We start from the raw sequence: 17,910 nt of genomic DNA, 5'->3' as shown, positions 1-17,910 counted from the left end.
CAAAAGGTTACTTTGGACGTCGTAAAAACGTTTGGACAGTAGCAAAAAATGCGGTTGACAAAGCGATGTTATATTCGTATAGAGACCGTAGAAACAAAAAAAGAACATTCCGTGCCTTATGGATTACGCGTATTAACGCTGGAGCCAGAGAACATGGATTATCTTATTCTCAGTTCATGGGGAAATTAAAAGCTAATGACATTGAATTAAACCGTAAGGTTTTAGCAGATTTAGCTATGAACAACCCTGAAGCTTTTAAAGCTGTAATTGATAAAGTAAAATAAGGCGTTTCGCCTATTGTATAACATATTTCACTTATAAAAAATCCGATTCTTTTGAATCGGGTTTTTTTTTATGTCTTTTGTTTCTTTTTACGGGCTGCTGGAAATAAAACATTGTTTAAAATAAGTCTGTATCCTGGTGAAGTAGGATACAAATCCAGTTCGGTTTTTGGGTCGCCAACTTTATGTGTATAATCTTCTGGGTCGTGACCACCATAAAACGTAAAAAACCCTTTTCCTTTTATTCCATGTATGTATTTAGCTTCACCGTTGGTTTTGTTTTCGCCCAAAATCAGCACATTGGATTTTATTTGATCTCTGGTAAATGAGGTTGTTTGTCCCATAAAGCCTTTTACCAACGCTGTATGGTTTTGGCACAACATGGTTGGTATTGGGTCCCATTTTGCAGAAAAATCCATTAAGGTAAAATAATCTGTCATTTTTGGAATCTGTCTTTTTTGGGTCATATCTATGGAAGAAAACTCATATACCAAAGGGTTTCTTTCTAGGGTGAAATCTTTAAAAGCAAAGGTTTTATTATAGTTTATTTTAGATTGGTAATTGGCTTCACTGGCATCTCCATCAAACATAGGCTCGCAAATATCCACTCCTTCTGCAGACAGAGCAATGTCAAAACTATCAGTTGCACTGCACATGGCAAACATAAAGCCTCCTCCTATTACGTAGTCCCTTATTTTTAAAGAAACAGCCAATTTTTCTTCAGATACTTTTGCAAAACCCAATTTAGCTGCCAAAGCTTCGGCTTCTTTCTTTTCATCTATATACCAAGCTGCAGTTCTATAATTTGCATAAAATTTGCCATATTGTCCTGTAAAATCTTCGTGATGTAAATGTAACCAATCGTATAAAAGCAGAGCATCATTTAGCACTTCTTCATCGTAAACGGTTTCATAGGGAATTTCAGCATAGGTTAAGACCATGGTTACAGCATCATCCCAAGGTAGTTTTCCTTTAGGTGTATAAACAGCAATTTTAGGTGCTTTTTCCAAAACCACAGCTTCCATATTTTTACTTGGGCTGCTTATTTCCTCTAAAATGGATTCGGCTTTGGCATTGGATAGAGTTTCAAACGAAACACCTCGAATCTGGCATTCACGTTTAATTTCCTCTGAATCTGGAAGCAAGAAGGAGCCGCCTCTATAGTTTAACAACCATTTTACCTTCATTTGCTTTTCCAAAGTCCAATAGGTAATTCCGTAAGCCTTTAAATGGTTTTTCTGGCTCTCGGCATCCATGGGAATAAGGATGTAAGATGCAAAGGATTTTACGGAGAACAATAAAACAACTATAAATATTAACTTTTTCACAGTTGAAATATACTTAAAAATAGTTCTTTAAAATGGGTTTTAAATAATTTTTAACCAAAAACCAAGCTATTTACTATTTCCTGAAAGAATATCGGACAAGACTTTGGTTTCAGGAAACTGGTCTAAAATAATTTTAATGAACACAGTAATGGGAATGGCCATAATTAAACCCGGAACACCCCAAATAAAACCCCAGAGCATGAGCATGACCAAAACAGTAATTACGTTTAAAGAAAATGATTTTCCCATAAAAATAGGTTCCAAAATGGATCCAAACAAGACTTGGACTCCTGTAATGGAAAGGATGAAAAAGAACAGGGTACTTGTTGGGTCCAACTCTATAAAAGCAAAAATAGACAACAAGATAACGGTTATGATGGAACCTACCATTTGCACAAAATTGATAATAAACGCAAAAAGTCCCCAAAAAATCGGGAAGCTCACATCAAAAAACACACAGGCCAAACCTGTTCCTATACCTGTTGCCAAACTAATAAAAAACTTAACCTTAATGAATTTAATCAGATCTTTTTCAATTTTAAAAAAGGTTTTAAGTGAGGTGTGTCTTTGTTTTAAAATAGTACTGTTCAATACCTTTTGAATGTTAATGGACTCTGCAAGCCATAAAACCACAAAAAAAGTGGTCATAAGTAACATGGTAAGTGTACGTTGAATAAAATTGATACTATCCCCTATGTTATCTTTAGCAATAAATTGCTTTAGAACGCTTTCCTTATCGTCCAATTTAAAACCAAAGGTCTCTTGTGCCAATAGGAATAAGTTGTCAAATTTTTCTTCAGCTTTAGAAAAGAACTCGGTATCAGAATTTAAAATTTCACGACTTGAGATTTGAATGAGTTCTACACCAATTTTCATTCCAGCAGCTATAATTAAAACCACAATAAGTATGCTAATAGGTTTTGGGATGTTTTTTTTGCCCAACCAACGCATAATTGGTAAAAACAGCAAGGCAATAAACATTGAAAACACCAATGGAATAAATATAAATGAGAGGATTTTTAACAAGTAAAAAATTAACGGGACAACAATTACTAGCAATAATATGTTTGTGGTTCTTAATTTATCCATAAGATTTAGGCTCTAAAGAAACTTGGGTTGTTAAAATGGTACGTCGTTGTCTTCCTCAGGAGCATCAAACGCATCATTTGCTGATGGAAATGTATCTGGTGAAAACGTATTATCGTTGGCTGCTGCATTCATTTTAGAATGAAATTCCTGACCAAAGGGTGTATCAAAATCATCTAAATTGTCAAATTTCCCTAAATGACCAATAAACTTTAAACGGATGTTATCCAAGCCTCCATTTCTGTGTTTGGCTATAATAAACTCTGCCTGCCCTTCAGTAGGAGTGCGCTCTTCATCATCCCATTCGTCTATTTTATAATATTCAGGTCTATAAATAAAGGATACAATATCTGCATCTTGTTCAATGGCTCCAGATTCACGTAAATCTGAAAGTAAAGGCCTTTTACTGCCACCACGAGTTTCTACAGCACGGGATAATTGCGATAAGGCAATAACCGGTACACTCAATTCCTTTGCAAGGGCTTTTAAGTTTCTGGAAATGGTTGAGATTTCCTGCTCTCTGTTTCCTCCTTTTTGGCTTCCTCCAGCTGTCATTAATTGCAAATAATCTATAATTATCAATTTTATACCATGTTGTGAGGCCAGACGTCTTGCTTTTGCCCTTAAATCGAATATGGAAAGCGATGGAGTATCATCAATGAACAAAGGCGCTTTTTCAAGGCTTTTAACCTTAACATTTAACTGTTCCCATTCGTGTTTTTCTAGTTTTCCAGTTCTTAGTTTTTCTGAAGACAAACCTGTTTCACTGGAAATTAAACGCATGATCAATTGTACAGATGCCATCTCCAAAGAAAAGAAAGCCACAGGAATACTTTGATTTACCGCAATGTTTCTTGCCATGGACAAGGTTAAAGCTGTTTTACCCATACCAGGTCTGGCAGCAACAATAATTAAATCGCTTTCTTGCCAGCCAGAGGTTAACTTATCCAATTTAGTAAAACCGGAAGGGATACCACTTAAACCTTCTTTATTTGAAATTTCTTCAATTTTCTTTTTAGCCTGTATTACCAATTCCTGGGCCGTTTCACTTGATTTTTTTATGTTTCCTTGAGTGACTTCGTATAATTTTGATTCTGCACGATCCAACAAGTCAAAGACATCTTGTGTTTCATCGTAAGAATCCTCAATAATTTCACTGGAAATTTTAATCAAGCTTCGCTGAATGTATTTTTGTAAAATAATACGTGCATGAAACTCGATATGTGCTGAAGACGACACTTTTTGGGTTAAGGAAATGAGGTAGAAATCACCACCAACCAAATCCAATTTTGAATTTTTCTTTAATTGGCTGGAAACGGTTAATAAGTCGACAGGTTCACTGTTTTCGAACAACTGAAAAACAGCTTCAAAAATGTGCTGATGCGCTTCTTTGTAAAAAGCTTCAGGGCTTAGAATGTCAATCACTTCATCGACACCTTTTTTATCAATCATCATGGCGCCTAGCACAACTTCCTCTAAATCAATAGCTTGAGGAGGTATTTTACCACGTTCTAGATTAATAATCGTGCTTTTATCTACTTGATATCCTTTTATTTGGTTTGGTTGTTTCATGTTTACGAAAGTAGCTAAATTGAAAAGATAAACGATGTGTAAATCTATCTTGATTGTCCACCATAAGTTAACAATTTAACTGTTAATAACTTAAAAATATTGTTAATAAGCATAAAAAAATCTGAAATAAGACATTTCAGATTTATGTTTCATAGGTTTTAAAAGAACTAGCCTTTAAAAACGCCCATATCCATATATTTTTCCATGCGTTTTTTTACTAAATCTTTTGGTGATAAGTTTTTTAATTCGTCATAAGATTTAAGGATGGCACTTTTTACTGCCAAATATGTTTTTTCCCTATCGCTATGTGCTCCACCTATTGGTTCTTTAATAATATCATCTATTACCTTAATGCTTTTACTGTCTTTGGCTGTAAGTTTTAGGGCTTCGGCAGCTTGTTCTTTATATTCCCAACTTCTCCAAAGGATAGACGAACAGTTTTCGGGTGAAATAACAGAAAACCAAGCATTTTCAAGCATAAGAAACTTATCTCCTACTCCTATTCCCAAAGCTCCTCCAGAGGCACCTTCGCCTATAACGATACAGATTACAGGCACTTTTAATCTGGACATTTCCAGTATGTTTCTGGCAATGGCCTCACCTTGTCCACGTTCTTCAGCTTCCAATCCTGGATAAGCACCTGGAGTGTCTATAAAAGTAACTACAGGTATGCCAAATTTTTCAGCTGATTTCATTAAACGGAGGGCTTTTCTGTATCCTTCTGGGTTTGCCATCCCAAAGTTTCTATATTGTCTTGTTTTAGTGTTATACCCTTTTTGCTGTCCAATAAACATAAAGCTTTGGTCGCCAATTTTACCAAGACCACCAATCATGGCTTTGTCGTCTTTTACATTTCTGTCTCCATGTAGTTCCAGAAACGAATCTCCACATAAGGCTTTAATATAGTCTAAGGTATAAGGTCTGTTTGGGTGTCTGGATAATTGAACACGTTGCCAAGGCGTCAAGTTTTTATATATATCCTTTTTGGTGGCAATAAGTTTTTTTTCTATTTGTTTACAGGTTTCGGTTACATCTACTTCGCTTTCCTGACCTATAACCTGGCATTTTTGTAATTGTTCCTCTAGTTCTTTAATAGGAAGTTCAAAATCTAAATATTCCATTGGAAATTGTAGTTTGTTTTAATTAGCACACAAAATTACATATTTTATTTTGTTTTAATTTTAGAATTAAAACGAAATACACGTTAAATTTAATCAATTGCTTTTAATTGTGCGTATCTATCTAAGGATAAAAAAGTTACTTATTGGTTATTTGGGAAGCTTTTTTGCTTTTCTGCGTTTTCTTTGTTTTAAAAACCCATTGAGCATTACCACACTTATAATTATAAAAGCTCCAACATAAAACGAAGTACTCATCACTTCGTTTTCAGGAAAAAACAAAAGGGCCAGGATGATTCCATAAACTGGTTCCAAGTTATAAGTTAAAACCACTGTATAAGGGCTTAGGTACCTCATAACATACACAGAGGCAATAAAAGCGTAGGCAGTACAAACAGATGCCAAAATAAACAAATAGCCAAAATCTGAAGTGCTTAAATTAAAGAATTCCTTTGAAAACCCTTCCCCAAAAAGAAGCATGAAAATGCTGATAAATAAAACGCCACTAATAAACTCGTAAACAGAAATAACAGTTGCAGTATGTTTTTCCAAAAATTTTCCATTCAATACGGCAAAAGTGGATGATAAAAACGCTGAAACAATACCAAGAACAATTCCATTTATATATTTAAATTCACTGTTGGTTATAATGGCAACACCAACAATAATGAGGAGCCCAAAAATAATTTCGTACCCAATAATTTTTCGTTTATAGATAAGGGGCTCCAATAAGGAGGCAAAAAAAGCTCCAGTTGAAAACATGGCCAAGGTAATGGAAATGTTTGACACCTTTATGGACTCAAAAAACGTGATCCAGTGTAAAGCAATAATTATACCTGCAAAAGATAATTTTAAAAGGGATTTGGGTGGGATTTTTATGTTTATTTTGGCAAAATAAACATACACAAACATAAGCACAGTTGCCATTAACATTCTATACCATACCAGTGAGACTGCATTAATGGTAATAAGTTCGCCTAAAACAGCCGTAAAGCCTGCAATAAAAACCAGAAGATGTAAATGCAGGTAATTTTTTAAACTATCGTTTTGCATTGTACAGAAGATAAGCAGCCAACACTCCAAAAATTGCATTTGGGAACCATACTGCAACCAATGGGGAAAAGTCTGACTGTGAGGCAAGAACTCCAAATATTTTATCGAAAAACACAAAAACCATGGCAATACAAATACCAAAAGCCAAGTTTACTCCCATCCCTCCACGACGTTTTATGGAGGAAACAGCAACAGCTATAATGGTTAAAATAAATACAGAAACGGGCAAACTCCATTTCCTGTATTTTACCAATTTATATCTATTGATGTATGAAGAACCTCTTTGTTCTTCTTTTTTGATAAATTTATTCAACTCTCCATATGGTAGAGTTTCAGCAATGTAAATAACAGGCGTTAAATCTTCCAAATCAAAAGAAAAAATGGTGTCTTTCCGTCTAGAGATTTCTAAAATATCATCTCCTTCACCTATACGTCTTTTAGTATAATTTATAAGTTTATAAATGGAGTCTTTCTCATCGTATTTAATGGTGTTGGCACTTATTTTGTAAGTCATTTTGTCATTTTCAAAATGTTCTAAAGTGAAATCCCTTCCCACTTTTTGTTTCACATCAAAGCTACTTACATAAATATAATCGTTGTCATTAATTTGTCGATACACGTTTTGATTGTCCAGTGCATCGTTCTTGCTTTTAAGGTATTTATAGTTAAAATCGTTAAAACCATTACTGGCATTAGGTGCCAAATACATGCCCAAAACCAAGGCCAGAATGGCCACAATGCTAGCACCAATCATATAAGGTCTTAAAAACCTGGAGAATGAAACGCCAGAACTTAAAAAAGCAATTACCTCTGTATTGTTGGCTAATTTGGAAGTAAACCAAATAACAGATAGGAATAAAAATAAAGGGAACAATAAGTGCGCAAAATATATGGTAAAGTCCAAAAAATAAAGCAATACTTCTCCTAAAGGCACTTCGTTTTCAAGAATTTTACCAATTTTCTCAGCTAAATGAACTGTTATACCAATAGGTATGAACAACAATAACATGATGAAAAATGTAAATAAATAACGTTTTAATATGTACCAGTCAAGTATTTTCAATGTCTGTCTATTGTTGGTGTTTTTAATTTGTTATAATCGCTTATCCATTTGTTTCACCATCATGTCCTTCCAAGTTCTAAAATCTCCTGCTAAGATATGTTTTCTAGCTTCACGAACCAACCACATATAAAATCCTAAGTTATGAATGGTTGCAATTTGGGCTCCCAACCTTTCATTCACACTAAATAGATGACGCAAATAAGCTTTGGTGTAATCTGTATCTACAAAAGTAATACCTAACTCATCCACAGGTGAAAAGTCGGCTTCCCACTTTTTATTTTTAATATTTATGGTACCATGAGCCGTAAATAACATACCATTTCTGGCATTTCTGGTAGGCATGACACAATCGAACATATCCACACCCAAGGCAATATTTTCCAAGATATTGATAGGAGTACCAACTCCCATTAAATATCTGGGTTTATCTTCTGGTAATATAGTGGTTACCACCTCTGTCATGGCATACATTTCTTCGGCAGGTTCTCCAACAGACAAACCTCCTATGGCATTGCCTTCTGCTCCAGCATTTGCTATATATTCGGCCGATTGCATCCTTAGGTCTTTATATGTGCTTCCTTGAACTATTGGAAAAAAGGTTTGACTATAACCGTATTTAAAAGGGGTTTTCTCTAAATGTGTCATACATCTATCCAACCATCTATGGGTCATGTGCATAGACCGTTTGGCATAGTGATAATCGCAAGGGTAAGGCGTGCACTCATCAAAAGCCATGATAATATCTGCTCCTATACTTCTTTGGATCTCCATCACGTTTTCTGGGGTAAATGTGTGGTAACTTCCATCAATATGAGATTTAAACTTCACCCCTTCTTCCTTTATTTTTCTATTGGCAGAGAGTGAGTATACTTGATATCCACCAGAGTCGGTTAAAATATTCCTATCCCAATTCATGAATTTGTGGAGACCTCCTGCTTTTTCAAGGATTTTGGTTTGAGGCCTTAAATACAAGTGGTAGGTATTCCCTAAAATTATATCTGGATTGATATCGTTCTTTAATTCACGTTGATGAACCCCTTTTACAGAGGCCACAGTACCAACTGGCATAAAAATAGGTGTTTCAATTTTGCCATGGTCTGTAGTAATCTCTCCAGCTCTGGCTTTGGATTGGGTGTCTTTTCCTTTTAATTCGAATATCATGTTCTTAGATCATCAGTCGGCAAATATAATTAACATATGCTTTGGAACTTCTTAATAAAATCAAAATTGTTAGCAAATCCACATAATTCGTTAATAAGTGCCTAACAACTCCTTTTGATTACGCGTTTTAAAACTTTATTTTTGCCACTTAAAAATTAACTTTTAAAACATGCCAAACACACAACAATTAAAAGATTTAACAACACAGGTACGTAGAGACATTTTGCGTATGGTGCACAAAGTAAATTCAGGCCATCCTGGAGGTTCATTAGGTTGTGCAGAATTTTTTGTAGCACTATACAGTGAGATTATGGACAGAAAAGACCATTTTGATATGGATGGTATAGGAGAAGACTTGTTCTTCTTATCCAATGGCCACATCTCTCCTGTATATTATAGTGTTTTAGCCAGGTCTGGCTATTTTCCTGTAAACGAATTAAACACCTTTCGTTTAATCAATTCCCGTTTGCAAGGTCACCCAACCACACATGAAAACTTACCTGGCGTACGTATAGCCTCTGGATCTTTAGGTCAAGGCATGTCTGTAGCTTTAGGAGCTGCACAAACCAAAAAATTAAACAAAGATTCGCATTTAATTTACAGTCTTCATGGCGATGGTGAATTGCAAGAAGGGCAAAACTGGGAAGCCATTATGTATGCTGCCGGAAACAAGGTTGACAATATTATAGCCACAGTAGATTTAAACGGACAGCAAATTGACGGCTCCACAGACGATGTGTTGCCTATGGGAAGCCTTAAAACTAAATTTGAAGCGTTTGGTTGGACCGTTGTGGAAATTAATGAAGGGAATGACATTGAAGCCATCTTAAAAGGCATGGCTGAGGCAAAATCCAAAACTGGTCAAGGTAAACCTGTTTGCGTTTTATTAAAAACAGTAATGGGCAATGGTGTTGATTTTATGATGCACACACATGCTTGGCATGGAAAAGCTCCAAACGATGAACAATTAGCAAGAGGATTGGAACAAAATCCTGAAACACTAGGAGATTATTAACCCTTTCACGAATTACGATTTTTAGACTTATGAAAGCCCATAATGGGCATTTGACAAATAATGGCTTACCCACCAAAACAATTAAATAACTGAACCACAGGTTCTTGACAAAATCTAAATAGATGAAGATATATACAAATACAGGAAATAAAGATACACGCTCAGGTTTTGGAGCAGGATTAACAGAACTTGGAAAAACCAATGAAAATGTGGTAGCACTCTGTGCCGATTTAATTGGTTCCTTGAAAATGGACGATTTTAAAGCAAATCATCCAGAACGGTTTTTTCAAGTAGGAATTGCTGAAGCCAACATGATTGGTTTGGCTGCCGGTATGACCATTGGTGGAAAAATACCATTCACAGGAACATTTGCCAACTTTTCCACAGGTCGCGTTTACGATCAAATTCGCCAAAGTGTAGCCTATTCTGATAAAAATGTAAAAATATGTGCCTCGCATGCAGGATTGACTTTAGGTGAAGATGGTGCCACACATCAAATACTGGAAGATATTGGCTTAATGAAAATGTTGCCAGGCATGACAGTTATCAACCCTTGCGATTACAACCAGACCAAAGCTGCCACTATAGCCATAGCTAAACATCATGGACCTGTTTACTTGCGTTTTGGGAGACCAAAAGTAGCAAATTTCACTCCAGAAGAGCAAACGTTTGAAATTGGCAAAGCACTTCATTTAATTGATGGAACAGATGTTACCATTGTTGCTACTGGCCATCTGGTTTGGGAAGCACTTGAGGCTGCCAAAGTATTGAATGCCGAAGGGATTTCTGCAGAGGTTATAAACATTCACACCATAAAACCATTGGATGACGAAGCTATTATTAAATCGGTTTCCAAAACCGGTTGCATTGTTACTGCTGAAGAACACAACTTTCTTGGAGGCCTGGGAGAAAGTGTTGCCAGGGTTTTAGCAACCAACAAACCTACACCACAGGAATTTGTAGCCACTAATGACACTTTTGGCGAATCTGGCACTCCAGAGCAATTAATGGAAAAATATGGCTTAAACAGTGATGCCATTGTTAAAGCAGCCCAAACTGTTATAAAAAGAAAATAATTGCCTATTTGTTTCGTTTTATTTCTAAGAACTTTAAAAACGAGACTCATGAAACATGCAATTTATATTGGTTTAGTATGTGTACTTTTTACCACGTTTTCTTATGCCCAAAACAAATCTGGTTTTGGTTTTAAAGGTGGTATTAATTACAATGCCAATGGTGATTATTTTGAATCCATAGGTAGTAATGCTGAAAACCCAGATAGGAACATAGGATACCATTTTGGTATCTTTGGAAAATTTGGTGGTAAAATTTTTGCCAAACCGGAATTGGTTTATACAAACACCAGTAGCGACTATAGTGATGGTAGTTTTAAAATGCAAAAACTGGATGCACCTCTTTTGGTTGGTATTAGGTTTCTAAAAATGTTCAATGCATTTGCAGGACCTTCATTTCAATACATTTTAGACACCGAATTTGAAGGAATTGACATAAAGGATGTAGAAAACGACCTTACTGTTGGTTTAAATTTTGGCTTGGGTGTAAGTTTTAACAGGATTGGTATTGATTTAAGATACGAAAGAGGCTTTAGCGAAAACGAGGCCACATTTATTGACAACCATTCTGGTTTGGGTGTAAGTAGAATAGACACAAGACCAGATCAATTGATTTTAAGTTTATCATTTATTTTATAAATAAATACAAAAAAGCCACTTTTAACAAAGTGGCTTTTTTGTTTATGGATGTCTGTAAGTTTAAAACACACTACTGTCCAAATAATCCGGAATGCCGTCATTGTTAGAGTCTGTAATAATAACTGTGTTTAATGTAAACGTACCATCGTTATTGTCTTCTATACTGTATAACAATTCCCCAGGAACTGCATAGGCATCGTAATAAGCTTGAGCAGCAGCATTGGTGGTAAAAGGCTGCATATTTTCATCTTCAGTGTAGGCTGTTCTTTCCACTTCATCTTTGGTTAAAGTTCCATCACCATCATCATCCACGTCCACGAAATTGGCTAAACCATCACCATCGGTATCATCATTAAAATAATCTTTATCTCCATCAAGGTTTTCCAAATATGAAAACACTCCGTCGGAATCGTGATCCAACAGGGTTCGTTTTTCAGCATTGAAAATAAATATTAAATTGGAATAAGCTGGAACTGTAGCTTGAGTTTGTGAGAAATAGCCCAATCCAGAAGGCACAAACACGGCTCCAATACCATGGTTGTGATTTGTTATGGTTCCATCTCCGTTTTCGGTATATGCTTGTCTTGCTTTAAACTCAATGATACCCTCTCTAAAACCATCAACAACACCTCTAATATTTCCTACTGCTGTCAAATCAAAAGGAATAGCAGAAACAGCACTATCAAACAGTGTGCTATCCATTAAAAATCCTTGGTAATTAGCAAACACACGATCAATGCCATGAATCTCACCACCCATACCTTCCCTTACTACCAGGTAATAAAGTTTGTAAACAATACCTTCAGAATCGGTGACTTCTTTGAATTTCAATTCATCGCCCAACATCTCCATTAACGACGTTTTATCGCTATTGGCACCTGCAATGGTATCAAAAACAATCTCAAAAGTATCATTAGGTGTCACGTTATAAGGCATCACACTTAAATCGCTATAAGCTGGATTTTGTTGAAACTCTTCGTAATTGTAAAAGTGCGTTTCCAGGTATTCTTCAATCTCGGCTATATTTTCGTCATATACTTCCTGTCTGTCCCTAACCGGAACCACATAAGGCTCATCATTATCATCATCCTTTTTACAGGATAAAACTACCAAGCCTAAACAGAAAATAGCAGTTGCTACATTTTTAATTTTCATTATTGCTTCTTTTTTGAGGTGCAAGATACAATTTATTAATAATTTTGCACAAGAACATTAACGTAGATTTTCAATAAAAGTTATGCGAATTGACAAGTATTTATGGTGTGTGAGATATTATAAAACAAGGAGTCTTGCTACTACTGCATGTAAAAAAGGACATGTTAGGGTTAATGGTGACCAAGTGAAACCTAGCCGCGATGTTTATCCTACAGATGAAGTGCAATTAAGAAAAGACCAAATAAATTACACATTTACAATAAACGATTTGCCTCCAAATAGGGTTGGTGCCAAACTGGTAGACATTTACCGAACTGACACCACACCAAAGGAAGCCTTTGAGGCGCAAGAACTTTTAAAATATTCCAAAGATTATTACAGAAAAAAAGGAACTGGCAGGCCAACCAAAAAAGACCGAAGGGATATTGACGATTATCAAGATGAAATTGAGTAACAAAAACAACTCAAGTTTTAATTTAGTATTTTATCTTTGAACAAATAACCATACAAGATGACTTTAACTAAAAACATCATATTAAATCACGAGGAGATCAATCATAAAATTAAACGAATCGCGTATCAGATTTATGAAAACAACGTTAATGAAACTGAAGTTATTTTGGCTGGGATTGACAGTAATGGTTATATACTTGCCAAAAAACTGAAATTGGTTTTAAATAAAATTTCCCCAATTGCTCCTGTATTATGTAAGGTTGAGATTGACAAAAAAAACCCTAGAAACAGCATTAAAACATCTTTAAAACCTGAAGACTACCAAAACAAATCTGTGGTTTTAATTGATGATGTCCTAAACTCCGGAACCACTTTGATATATGGCGTAAAACATTTTCTCGAGGTGCCTTTAAAGCAATTTAAAACAGCTGTACTTGTTAACAGAAATCATAAAAAGTATCCTGTTAAAGCAGATTTTAAAGGTATTTCTTTGTCCACCTCTTTAAATGAGCACATTGATGTTGTTTTAGAAGGAAAAGCGTTTAAAGCCTATTTAAAATAATTTTGTAATAATGGACTCGACAACCTCTTCTTTAGGTTTGTTAGCGTCCATTTTAAAGTGAGCTTGATTGTAAAATGGTAAGCGTTCAAACAAATGTTTTCCTACAAATTCCAACATATCGGTTTCATTGGACACATATTTTACAAGTGGCCTGTTTTCTTTGTCGCTCATAAGTCTTTTTGCCAATTCACTCACGGGAACATTTAAAAAGAAGGTTGTTATTTCTTTATTGTTTTTAAGTAATTCCAAATTATTGGTAAAACAAGGAGTGCCGCCACCCAAAGATAAAACCAGATTGTTTTTGGATGAAATCAATGCTTGTAAATAGCTGTTTTCAATTTTTCTGAAAAAAATTTCACCTTTTTCTAAAAAAATTTTTTCAATGGATTTACCCTCATTTTTTTCAATGAAATCATCTAAATCCAGATAATCCATTTTTAAAACTTTGGCTAATTCTCTGCCTATTAATGACTTCCCTGAAGCCATATATCCCAATAAAACTATTTTCATTCTGGTTCTAAATTTACAACTTAATATCTGTACAAAGTAACAAAACAAAAAAACAAAAATAATCTTAGAAAAAGGTTTGGAATATTGATTAAACGTTTTATATTTGCACCCTCAATAAAGAAACACAAAATGACCTGGTAGCTCAGTTGGTAGAGCATCTCCCTTTTAAGGAGAGGGTCCTGGGTTCGAGCCCCAGCCCGGTCACAAAAAAAGTTAAGCATTTTGCTTAACTTTTTTTATTTTTACACTAATAAATAAAAGCGCACGTGGCGGAATTGGTAGACGCGCTAGCTTGAGGGGCTAGTATTCGCTTAGAATGTGGAAGTTCGAATCTTCTCGTGCGCACTTTTAGTCTTTCAGTAAGTCATCCAATTGACTTCTTACTCCATCGCTATTCCAGTTTGCAGCTCCCGTTTTGTCTATTACAATGAAACCTTTTTTATCTATCACGTATGTCCTTGGAATGGCACTGGCATCAAAAGGTTTAGGATAAGCTGTTTTTGGAGTATGCACCTTAAAACCATAATTGTTTTTTGTTATGAAATTTGAAATGGTTTCTTGACTTTCGTTTGAAACGAACAAAAAAACCACTTTGTCTTTGTAAGATTCATATAGCGCATCCAAACTTGGCATTTCGGCAATACATGGTGGGCACCAAGTAGCCCAAAAATTAATTAGCACTACTTTTCCTTGAGCTTCATTAAAATTATAAACGTCTCCAGTATCGCTTATCAATTCCCAATTGTAATGTGCCACTTGTTCCCGTTTATCTTCAGCTACCGTTGAAGGACCAATCAAAGCCAATCCCTTGTGTAAAAACACTTGTATGGGTTGTCGGGTTTGAGGGATGATCAATAGTAAAATCACTATTAAAAAAATAATATTGCTGGTATTTAATTTAGGCTTTTTCATCAGCTATAAAAGACGTTGTTTAATTGATTAACTTACACAAACCAAAAACTCCTGAATTGCTTCAGGAGTTTTAATGGTTTTAATGGTTTATTTAGGATGCGTTTTGCTTTTTTATCAAGTTTAATGCAGACCCTTCGTTGTACCAATCAATTTGGGCTTGATTGTAGGTGTGATTAGCCTTTATAACGTCTTTAGAGCCATCTTTGTGCACAAACTCTATGGTTAGGGGTTTGTCTGGCGCAAACTCGTTTAAATCAAGGAAATTAATGGTATCATCCTCTTGTATTAAATCATAATCGCTTTCATTTGCAAAAGTTAAACCTAACATCCCTTGTTTTTTAAGGTTTGTTTCATGGATACGTGCAAACGATTTTACCAATACTGCTGCAACACCCAAATGTCTTGGTTCCATTGCTGCATGTTCTCTGGAAGATCCTTCGCCATAGTTATGGTCCCCAACAACAATAGTGTAAATTCCTTTAGCTTTGTATTGTCTAGCCACATCTGGAACACCCTCGTAATCACCTGTCAATTGATTTTTAACAAAATTTGTTTTTTTGTTGAATGCATTTACAGCTCCAATTAACATATTATTTGAGATATTGTCCAAGTGACCTCTAAAACGCAACCATGGACCAGCCATACTAATATGGTCTGTAGTACATTTACCAAAGGCTTTGATCAACAATTTTGCTCCTTTTATTTCATTTCCAATTGGCTCGAATGGCGTTAGCAATTGCAAACGTTCTGAAGTAGGACTTACAGTGACTTCTACACCGCTTCCATCTTTTAAAGGCTCTACATAACCAGCATCTTCAACATCGAATCCTAAAGGAGGTAATTCAATCCCTTTAGGCTCGTCCAGTTTCACTTCCTGGCCATCTTCATTGATTAAAGTATCGTTCATTGGATCAAAATCCAAACGTCCAGCTATGGCAATAGCTGCAACCATTTCTGGTGAACCTACAAAGGCATGTGTGTTGGGGTTTCCATCTGCACGTTTAGAAAAGTTTCTGTTGAAGGAATGTACAATGGTATTTTTTTCATCGCCTTTTAAATCGCTTCTGTCCCATTGTCCAATACATGGGCCACAAGCATTGGTAAAGATAGTTGCATCTAAATCTTCAAATATTTTTAAAATCCCATCACGTTCGGCAGTGTAACGGATTTGCTCAGAGCCAGGATTAATACCAAAATCTGATTTTGCTTTAATTTTTTTATCTACAGCTTGTTTTGCAATAGAAGCAGCACGTGTTAAATCTTCATACGAAGAGTTTGTACAAGACCCTATAAGTCCCCAATCCACTTTTATTGGCCAATCATTTTTTCTTGCCTTTTCACCAAGCTCTCCAACTGGAGTTGCCAAATCTGGCGTAAAAGGGCCATTTAAATGAGGACGCAAGGTATCCAAATCAATTTCAATCACTTGATCAAAATACGTTTCAGGGTTTGCGTAAACTTCATCATCTCCTGTTAAATATTCACGTATTTTATTGGCTTCATCGGCAATTTCGTTTCTATCTGTAGCTCTTAAATAACGCTCCATAGAATCATCGTAACCAAAAGTAGACGTTGTTGCACCAATTTCTGCTCCCATGTTACAGATGGTTCCTTTTCCTGTACAGGATAAGTTTTTGGCTCCAGGACCAAAATATTCCACAATGGCGCCTGTACCACCTTTCACCGTTAAAATACCTGCTACTTTAAGGATCACATCTTTAGCGGATGTCCATCCGTTTAAACTACCGGTTAATTTAACACCTATAAGTTTTGGAAATTTCAATTCCCAAGCCATACCTGCCATAACATCTACGGCATCTGCGCCACCTACTCCTATGGCAACCATTCCTAAACCACCTGCGTTAACAGTATGCGAATCTGTACCAATCATCATTCCTCCAGGGAAAGCGTAGTTTTCTAATACTACTTGGTGAATAATACCAGCTCCTGGTTTCCAGAACCCAATGCCATACTTATTGGATACAGATGCTAAAAAATCGAACACTTCGCTGCTTGTTTGATTGGCACGCAACAAATCTGGTGCAGCTCCTTGCTTGGCTTGAATCAAGTGATCGCAATGCACTGTTGTAGGCACAGCAACTTTAGATTTACCAGCTTGCATAAATTGCAATAAAGCCATTTGTGCTGTAGCATCTTGGCAGGCAATTCTATCTGGTGCAAAATCTACATAATCTTTACCTCTAACAAAAGCTTTAGTAGGTATGCCATCCCAAAGATGGGCATATAAAATCTTTTCAGAAAGTGTTAATGGTTTTCCAACAATTTTACGTGCAGTATCTACACGTTCTGCCATTGTGGAATACACTTTTTTTATCATGTCTATATCAAATGCCATAAGTTGTATTTAAAGGGTTGTTAATTAGATTTATTTGTTCCTAAAAGGATTGGATTGCAAAATTACAAATTTTAAAGGAGATTTAAAAATATGTAACAAAATGAAGAAAAAACTGAATATAATTCAAAAAATGTTCTTTTTTTGATTAATATTTTAAGTTTTTCATAATTTATCATTGCTTAAAATAATAAATTAACAAAATGTAAATTTTTGTTTGAAGACAAATAAAAATGAATTCTTTAAAAATTCAGCTTAAAAAAACTGTATTAAAATAAGCTTTTAATGATTTGCTCTTCTGAAATACCTTCGGCTTCGGCTTTGTAGTTTTTTATGATTCGATGTCTTAAAATACTTTCGGCAACAGCTTGAACATTTTCAATATCTGGGGAAAATTTACCATGTATGGCAGCATGTGTTTTGGCTGCAAGTATTAAATTTTGGGAGGCTCTTGGACCTGCTCCCCAATCTATGTAAGTTTTAACCAACTCTGAAGGAGAAGCTCCATTTGGCCTGGTTTTAGCAACCATTTTCACCGCATATTCAATAACGTTGTCTGCCACTGGCATACGTCTT

The 17,910-nt window shown here is 35.5% G+C and carries 17 protein-coding genes, 2 tRNA genes and 1 pseudogene; 8 read left to right on the top strand and 12 right to left on the bottom strand.

Features of this window, described 5'->3' with window-relative positions:
• On the top strand, positions 1–284 hold a 284-nt coding region (gene rplT / locus AACY93_RS12730), incomplete at its 5' end, for a 50S ribosomal protein L20 (RefSeq protein WP_339612131.1).
• Between the two features lie 68 nt (positions 285–352).
• Here rplT and AACY93_RS12725 read toward each other — a convergent pair.
• The 7 genes from AACY93_RS12725 to tgt form a co-directional block, all read right to left on the bottom strand.
• A complete protein-coding gene (locus AACY93_RS12725) occupies positions 353–1,537 on the bottom strand; it encodes an asparagine synthetase B (RefSeq protein WP_287006534.1) in 1,185 nt (394 codons plus the stop codon).
• A gap of 138 nt (positions 1,538–1,675) precedes the next feature.
• Complete coding sequence (locus tag AACY93_RS12720) at positions 1,676–2,698, bottom strand: AI-2E family transporter (RefSeq protein WP_286853169.1); 1,023 nt, start codon at positions 2,696–2,698, stop codon at positions 1,676–1,678.
• Between the two features lie 30 nt (positions 2,699–2,728).
• Positions 2,729–4,267, bottom strand: coding sequence for a replicative DNA helicase (gene dnaB, locus AACY93_RS12715; protein WP_007651469.1), 1,539 nt, complete (start codon positions 4,265–4,267; stop codon positions 2,729–2,731).
• Between the two features lie 167 nt (positions 4,268–4,434).
• Positions 4,435–5,388, bottom strand: a complete 954-nt coding sequence (locus AACY93_RS12710; protein WP_007651466.1) for an acetyl-CoA carboxylase carboxyltransferase subunit alpha — start codon at positions 5,386–5,388, stop codon at positions 4,435–4,437.
• Between the two features lie 147 nt (positions 5,389–5,535).
• The gene (locus AACY93_RS12705; protein WP_286853170.1) at positions 5,536–6,438 is read right to left on the bottom strand and encodes a DMT family transporter; all 903 of its coding nucleotides are present in this window, start codon (positions 6,436–6,438) and stop codon (positions 5,536–5,538) included.
• Positions 6,425–7,501: an LptF/LptG family permease gene (locus AACY93_RS12700; protein WP_081602645.1), complete on the bottom strand. Its 1,077-nt coding sequence runs from the start codon at positions 7,499–7,501 to the stop codon at positions 6,425–6,427. The genes AACY93_RS12705 and AACY93_RS12700 overlap by 14 nt, the downstream gene beginning before the upstream one ends.
• A gap of 30 nt (positions 7,502–7,531) precedes the next feature.
• A complete protein-coding gene (gene tgt, locus AACY93_RS12695) occupies positions 7,532–8,662 on the bottom strand; it encodes a tRNA guanosine(34) transglycosylase Tgt (RefSeq protein WP_007651459.1) in 1,131 nt (376 codons plus the stop codon).
• Between the two features lie 169 nt (positions 8,663–8,831).
• Here tgt and AACY93_RS12690 point away from each other — a divergent pair, with 169 nt between their 5' ends.
• From AACY93_RS12690 to AACY93_RS12680, 3 genes are all read left to right on the top strand, one after another.
• Complete coding sequence (locus AACY93_RS12690) at positions 8,832–9,677, top strand: transketolase (protein ID WP_286853172.1); 846 nt, start codon at positions 8,832–8,834, stop codon at positions 9,675–9,677.
• A gap of 122 nt (positions 9,678–9,799) precedes the next feature.
• A complete protein-coding gene (locus tag AACY93_RS12685) occupies positions 9,800–10,753 on the top strand; it encodes a transketolase C-terminal domain-containing protein (protein ID WP_286853173.1) in 954 nt (317 codons plus the stop codon).
• A gap of 48 nt (positions 10,754–10,801) precedes the next feature.
• A complete protein-coding gene (locus AACY93_RS12680) occupies positions 10,802–11,389 on the top strand; it encodes an outer membrane beta-barrel protein (RefSeq protein WP_286853174.1) in 588 nt (195 codons plus the stop codon).
• Between the two features lie 60 nt (positions 11,390–11,449).
• Here AACY93_RS12680 and AACY93_RS12675 read toward each other — a convergent pair whose 3' ends face one another.
• Complete coding sequence (locus AACY93_RS12675; RefSeq protein ID WP_286853175.1) at positions 11,450–12,544, bottom strand: hypothetical protein; 1,095 nt, start codon at positions 12,542–12,544, stop codon at positions 11,450–11,452.
• 82 nt (positions 12,545–12,626) lie between these two features.
• On the opposite strand from AACY93_RS12675, the gene AACY93_RS12670 reads away from it, so the two are divergent.
• Both AACY93_RS12670 and AACY93_RS12665 read left to right on the top strand, forming a co-directional pair.
• Entirely contained in the window at positions 12,627–12,998 is a 372-nt protein-coding gene (locus AACY93_RS12670) for an RNA-binding S4 domain-containing protein (protein WP_007651450.1), read from the top strand.
• Between the two features lie 57 nt (positions 12,999–13,055).
• On the top strand, positions 13,056–13,559 hold the full coding sequence (locus AACY93_RS12665; RefSeq protein WP_007651448.1) for a phosphoribosyltransferase family protein: 504 nt from the start codon (positions 13,056–13,058) through the stop codon (positions 13,557–13,559).
• On the opposite strand, the gene AACY93_RS12660 is transcribed toward AACY93_RS12665, so the two are convergent.
• Positions 13,551–14,069, bottom strand: coding sequence for a shikimate kinase (locus AACY93_RS12660; RefSeq protein ID WP_286853176.1), 519 nt, complete (start codon positions 14,067–14,069; stop codon positions 13,551–13,553). The genes AACY93_RS12665 and AACY93_RS12660 overlap by 9 nt on opposite strands.
• Positions 14,070–14,200: 131 nt before the next feature.
• Between AACY93_RS12660 and AACY93_RS12655 the strand changes: the two genes are divergently transcribed.
• Both AACY93_RS12655 and AACY93_RS12650 read left to right on the top strand, forming a co-directional pair.
• Positions 14,201–14,273: transfer RNA gene (locus AACY93_RS12655), tRNA-Lys, on the top strand.
• Between the two features lie 56 nt (positions 14,274–14,329).
• Positions 14,330–14,414: transfer RNA gene (locus tag AACY93_RS12650), tRNA-Leu, on the top strand.
• Positions 14,415–14,417: 3 nt separating this feature from the next.
• Here the strand turns inward: AACY93_RS12650 and AACY93_RS12645 are convergent.
• The 3 genes and pseudogenes from AACY93_RS12645 to AACY93_RS12635 all read right to left on the bottom strand — a co-directional run.
• Positions 14,418–14,981 (bottom strand): TlpA disulfide reductase family protein, encoded by a 564-nt coding sequence (locus AACY93_RS12645; protein WP_040492505.1) that lies wholly within the window; start codon positions 14,979–14,981, stop codon positions 14,418–14,420.
• 91 nt (positions 14,982–15,072) lie between these two features.
• Positions 15,073–17,337: an aconitate hydratase gene (locus AACY93_RS12640; RefSeq protein ID WP_286853177.1), complete on the bottom strand. Its 2,265-nt coding sequence runs from the start codon at positions 17,335–17,337 to the stop codon at positions 15,073–15,075.
• A 266-nt stretch (positions 17,338–17,603) separates the two neighbouring features.
• Positions 17,604–17,910 (bottom strand): annotated as a pseudogene (locus AACY93_RS12635) (AAA family ATPase); the annotation flags it as partial.

This window comes from uncultured Xanthomarina sp. (assembly GCF_963971605.1).
Classification (GTDB): Bacteria; Bacteroidota; Bacteroidia; order Flavobacteriales; family Flavobacteriaceae; genus Xanthomarina; species Xanthomarina gelatinilytica.
The sequence above is the reverse complement of the archived record's forward strand: the minus strand, read 5'-3'. Positions and strand labels throughout refer to the sequence as shown.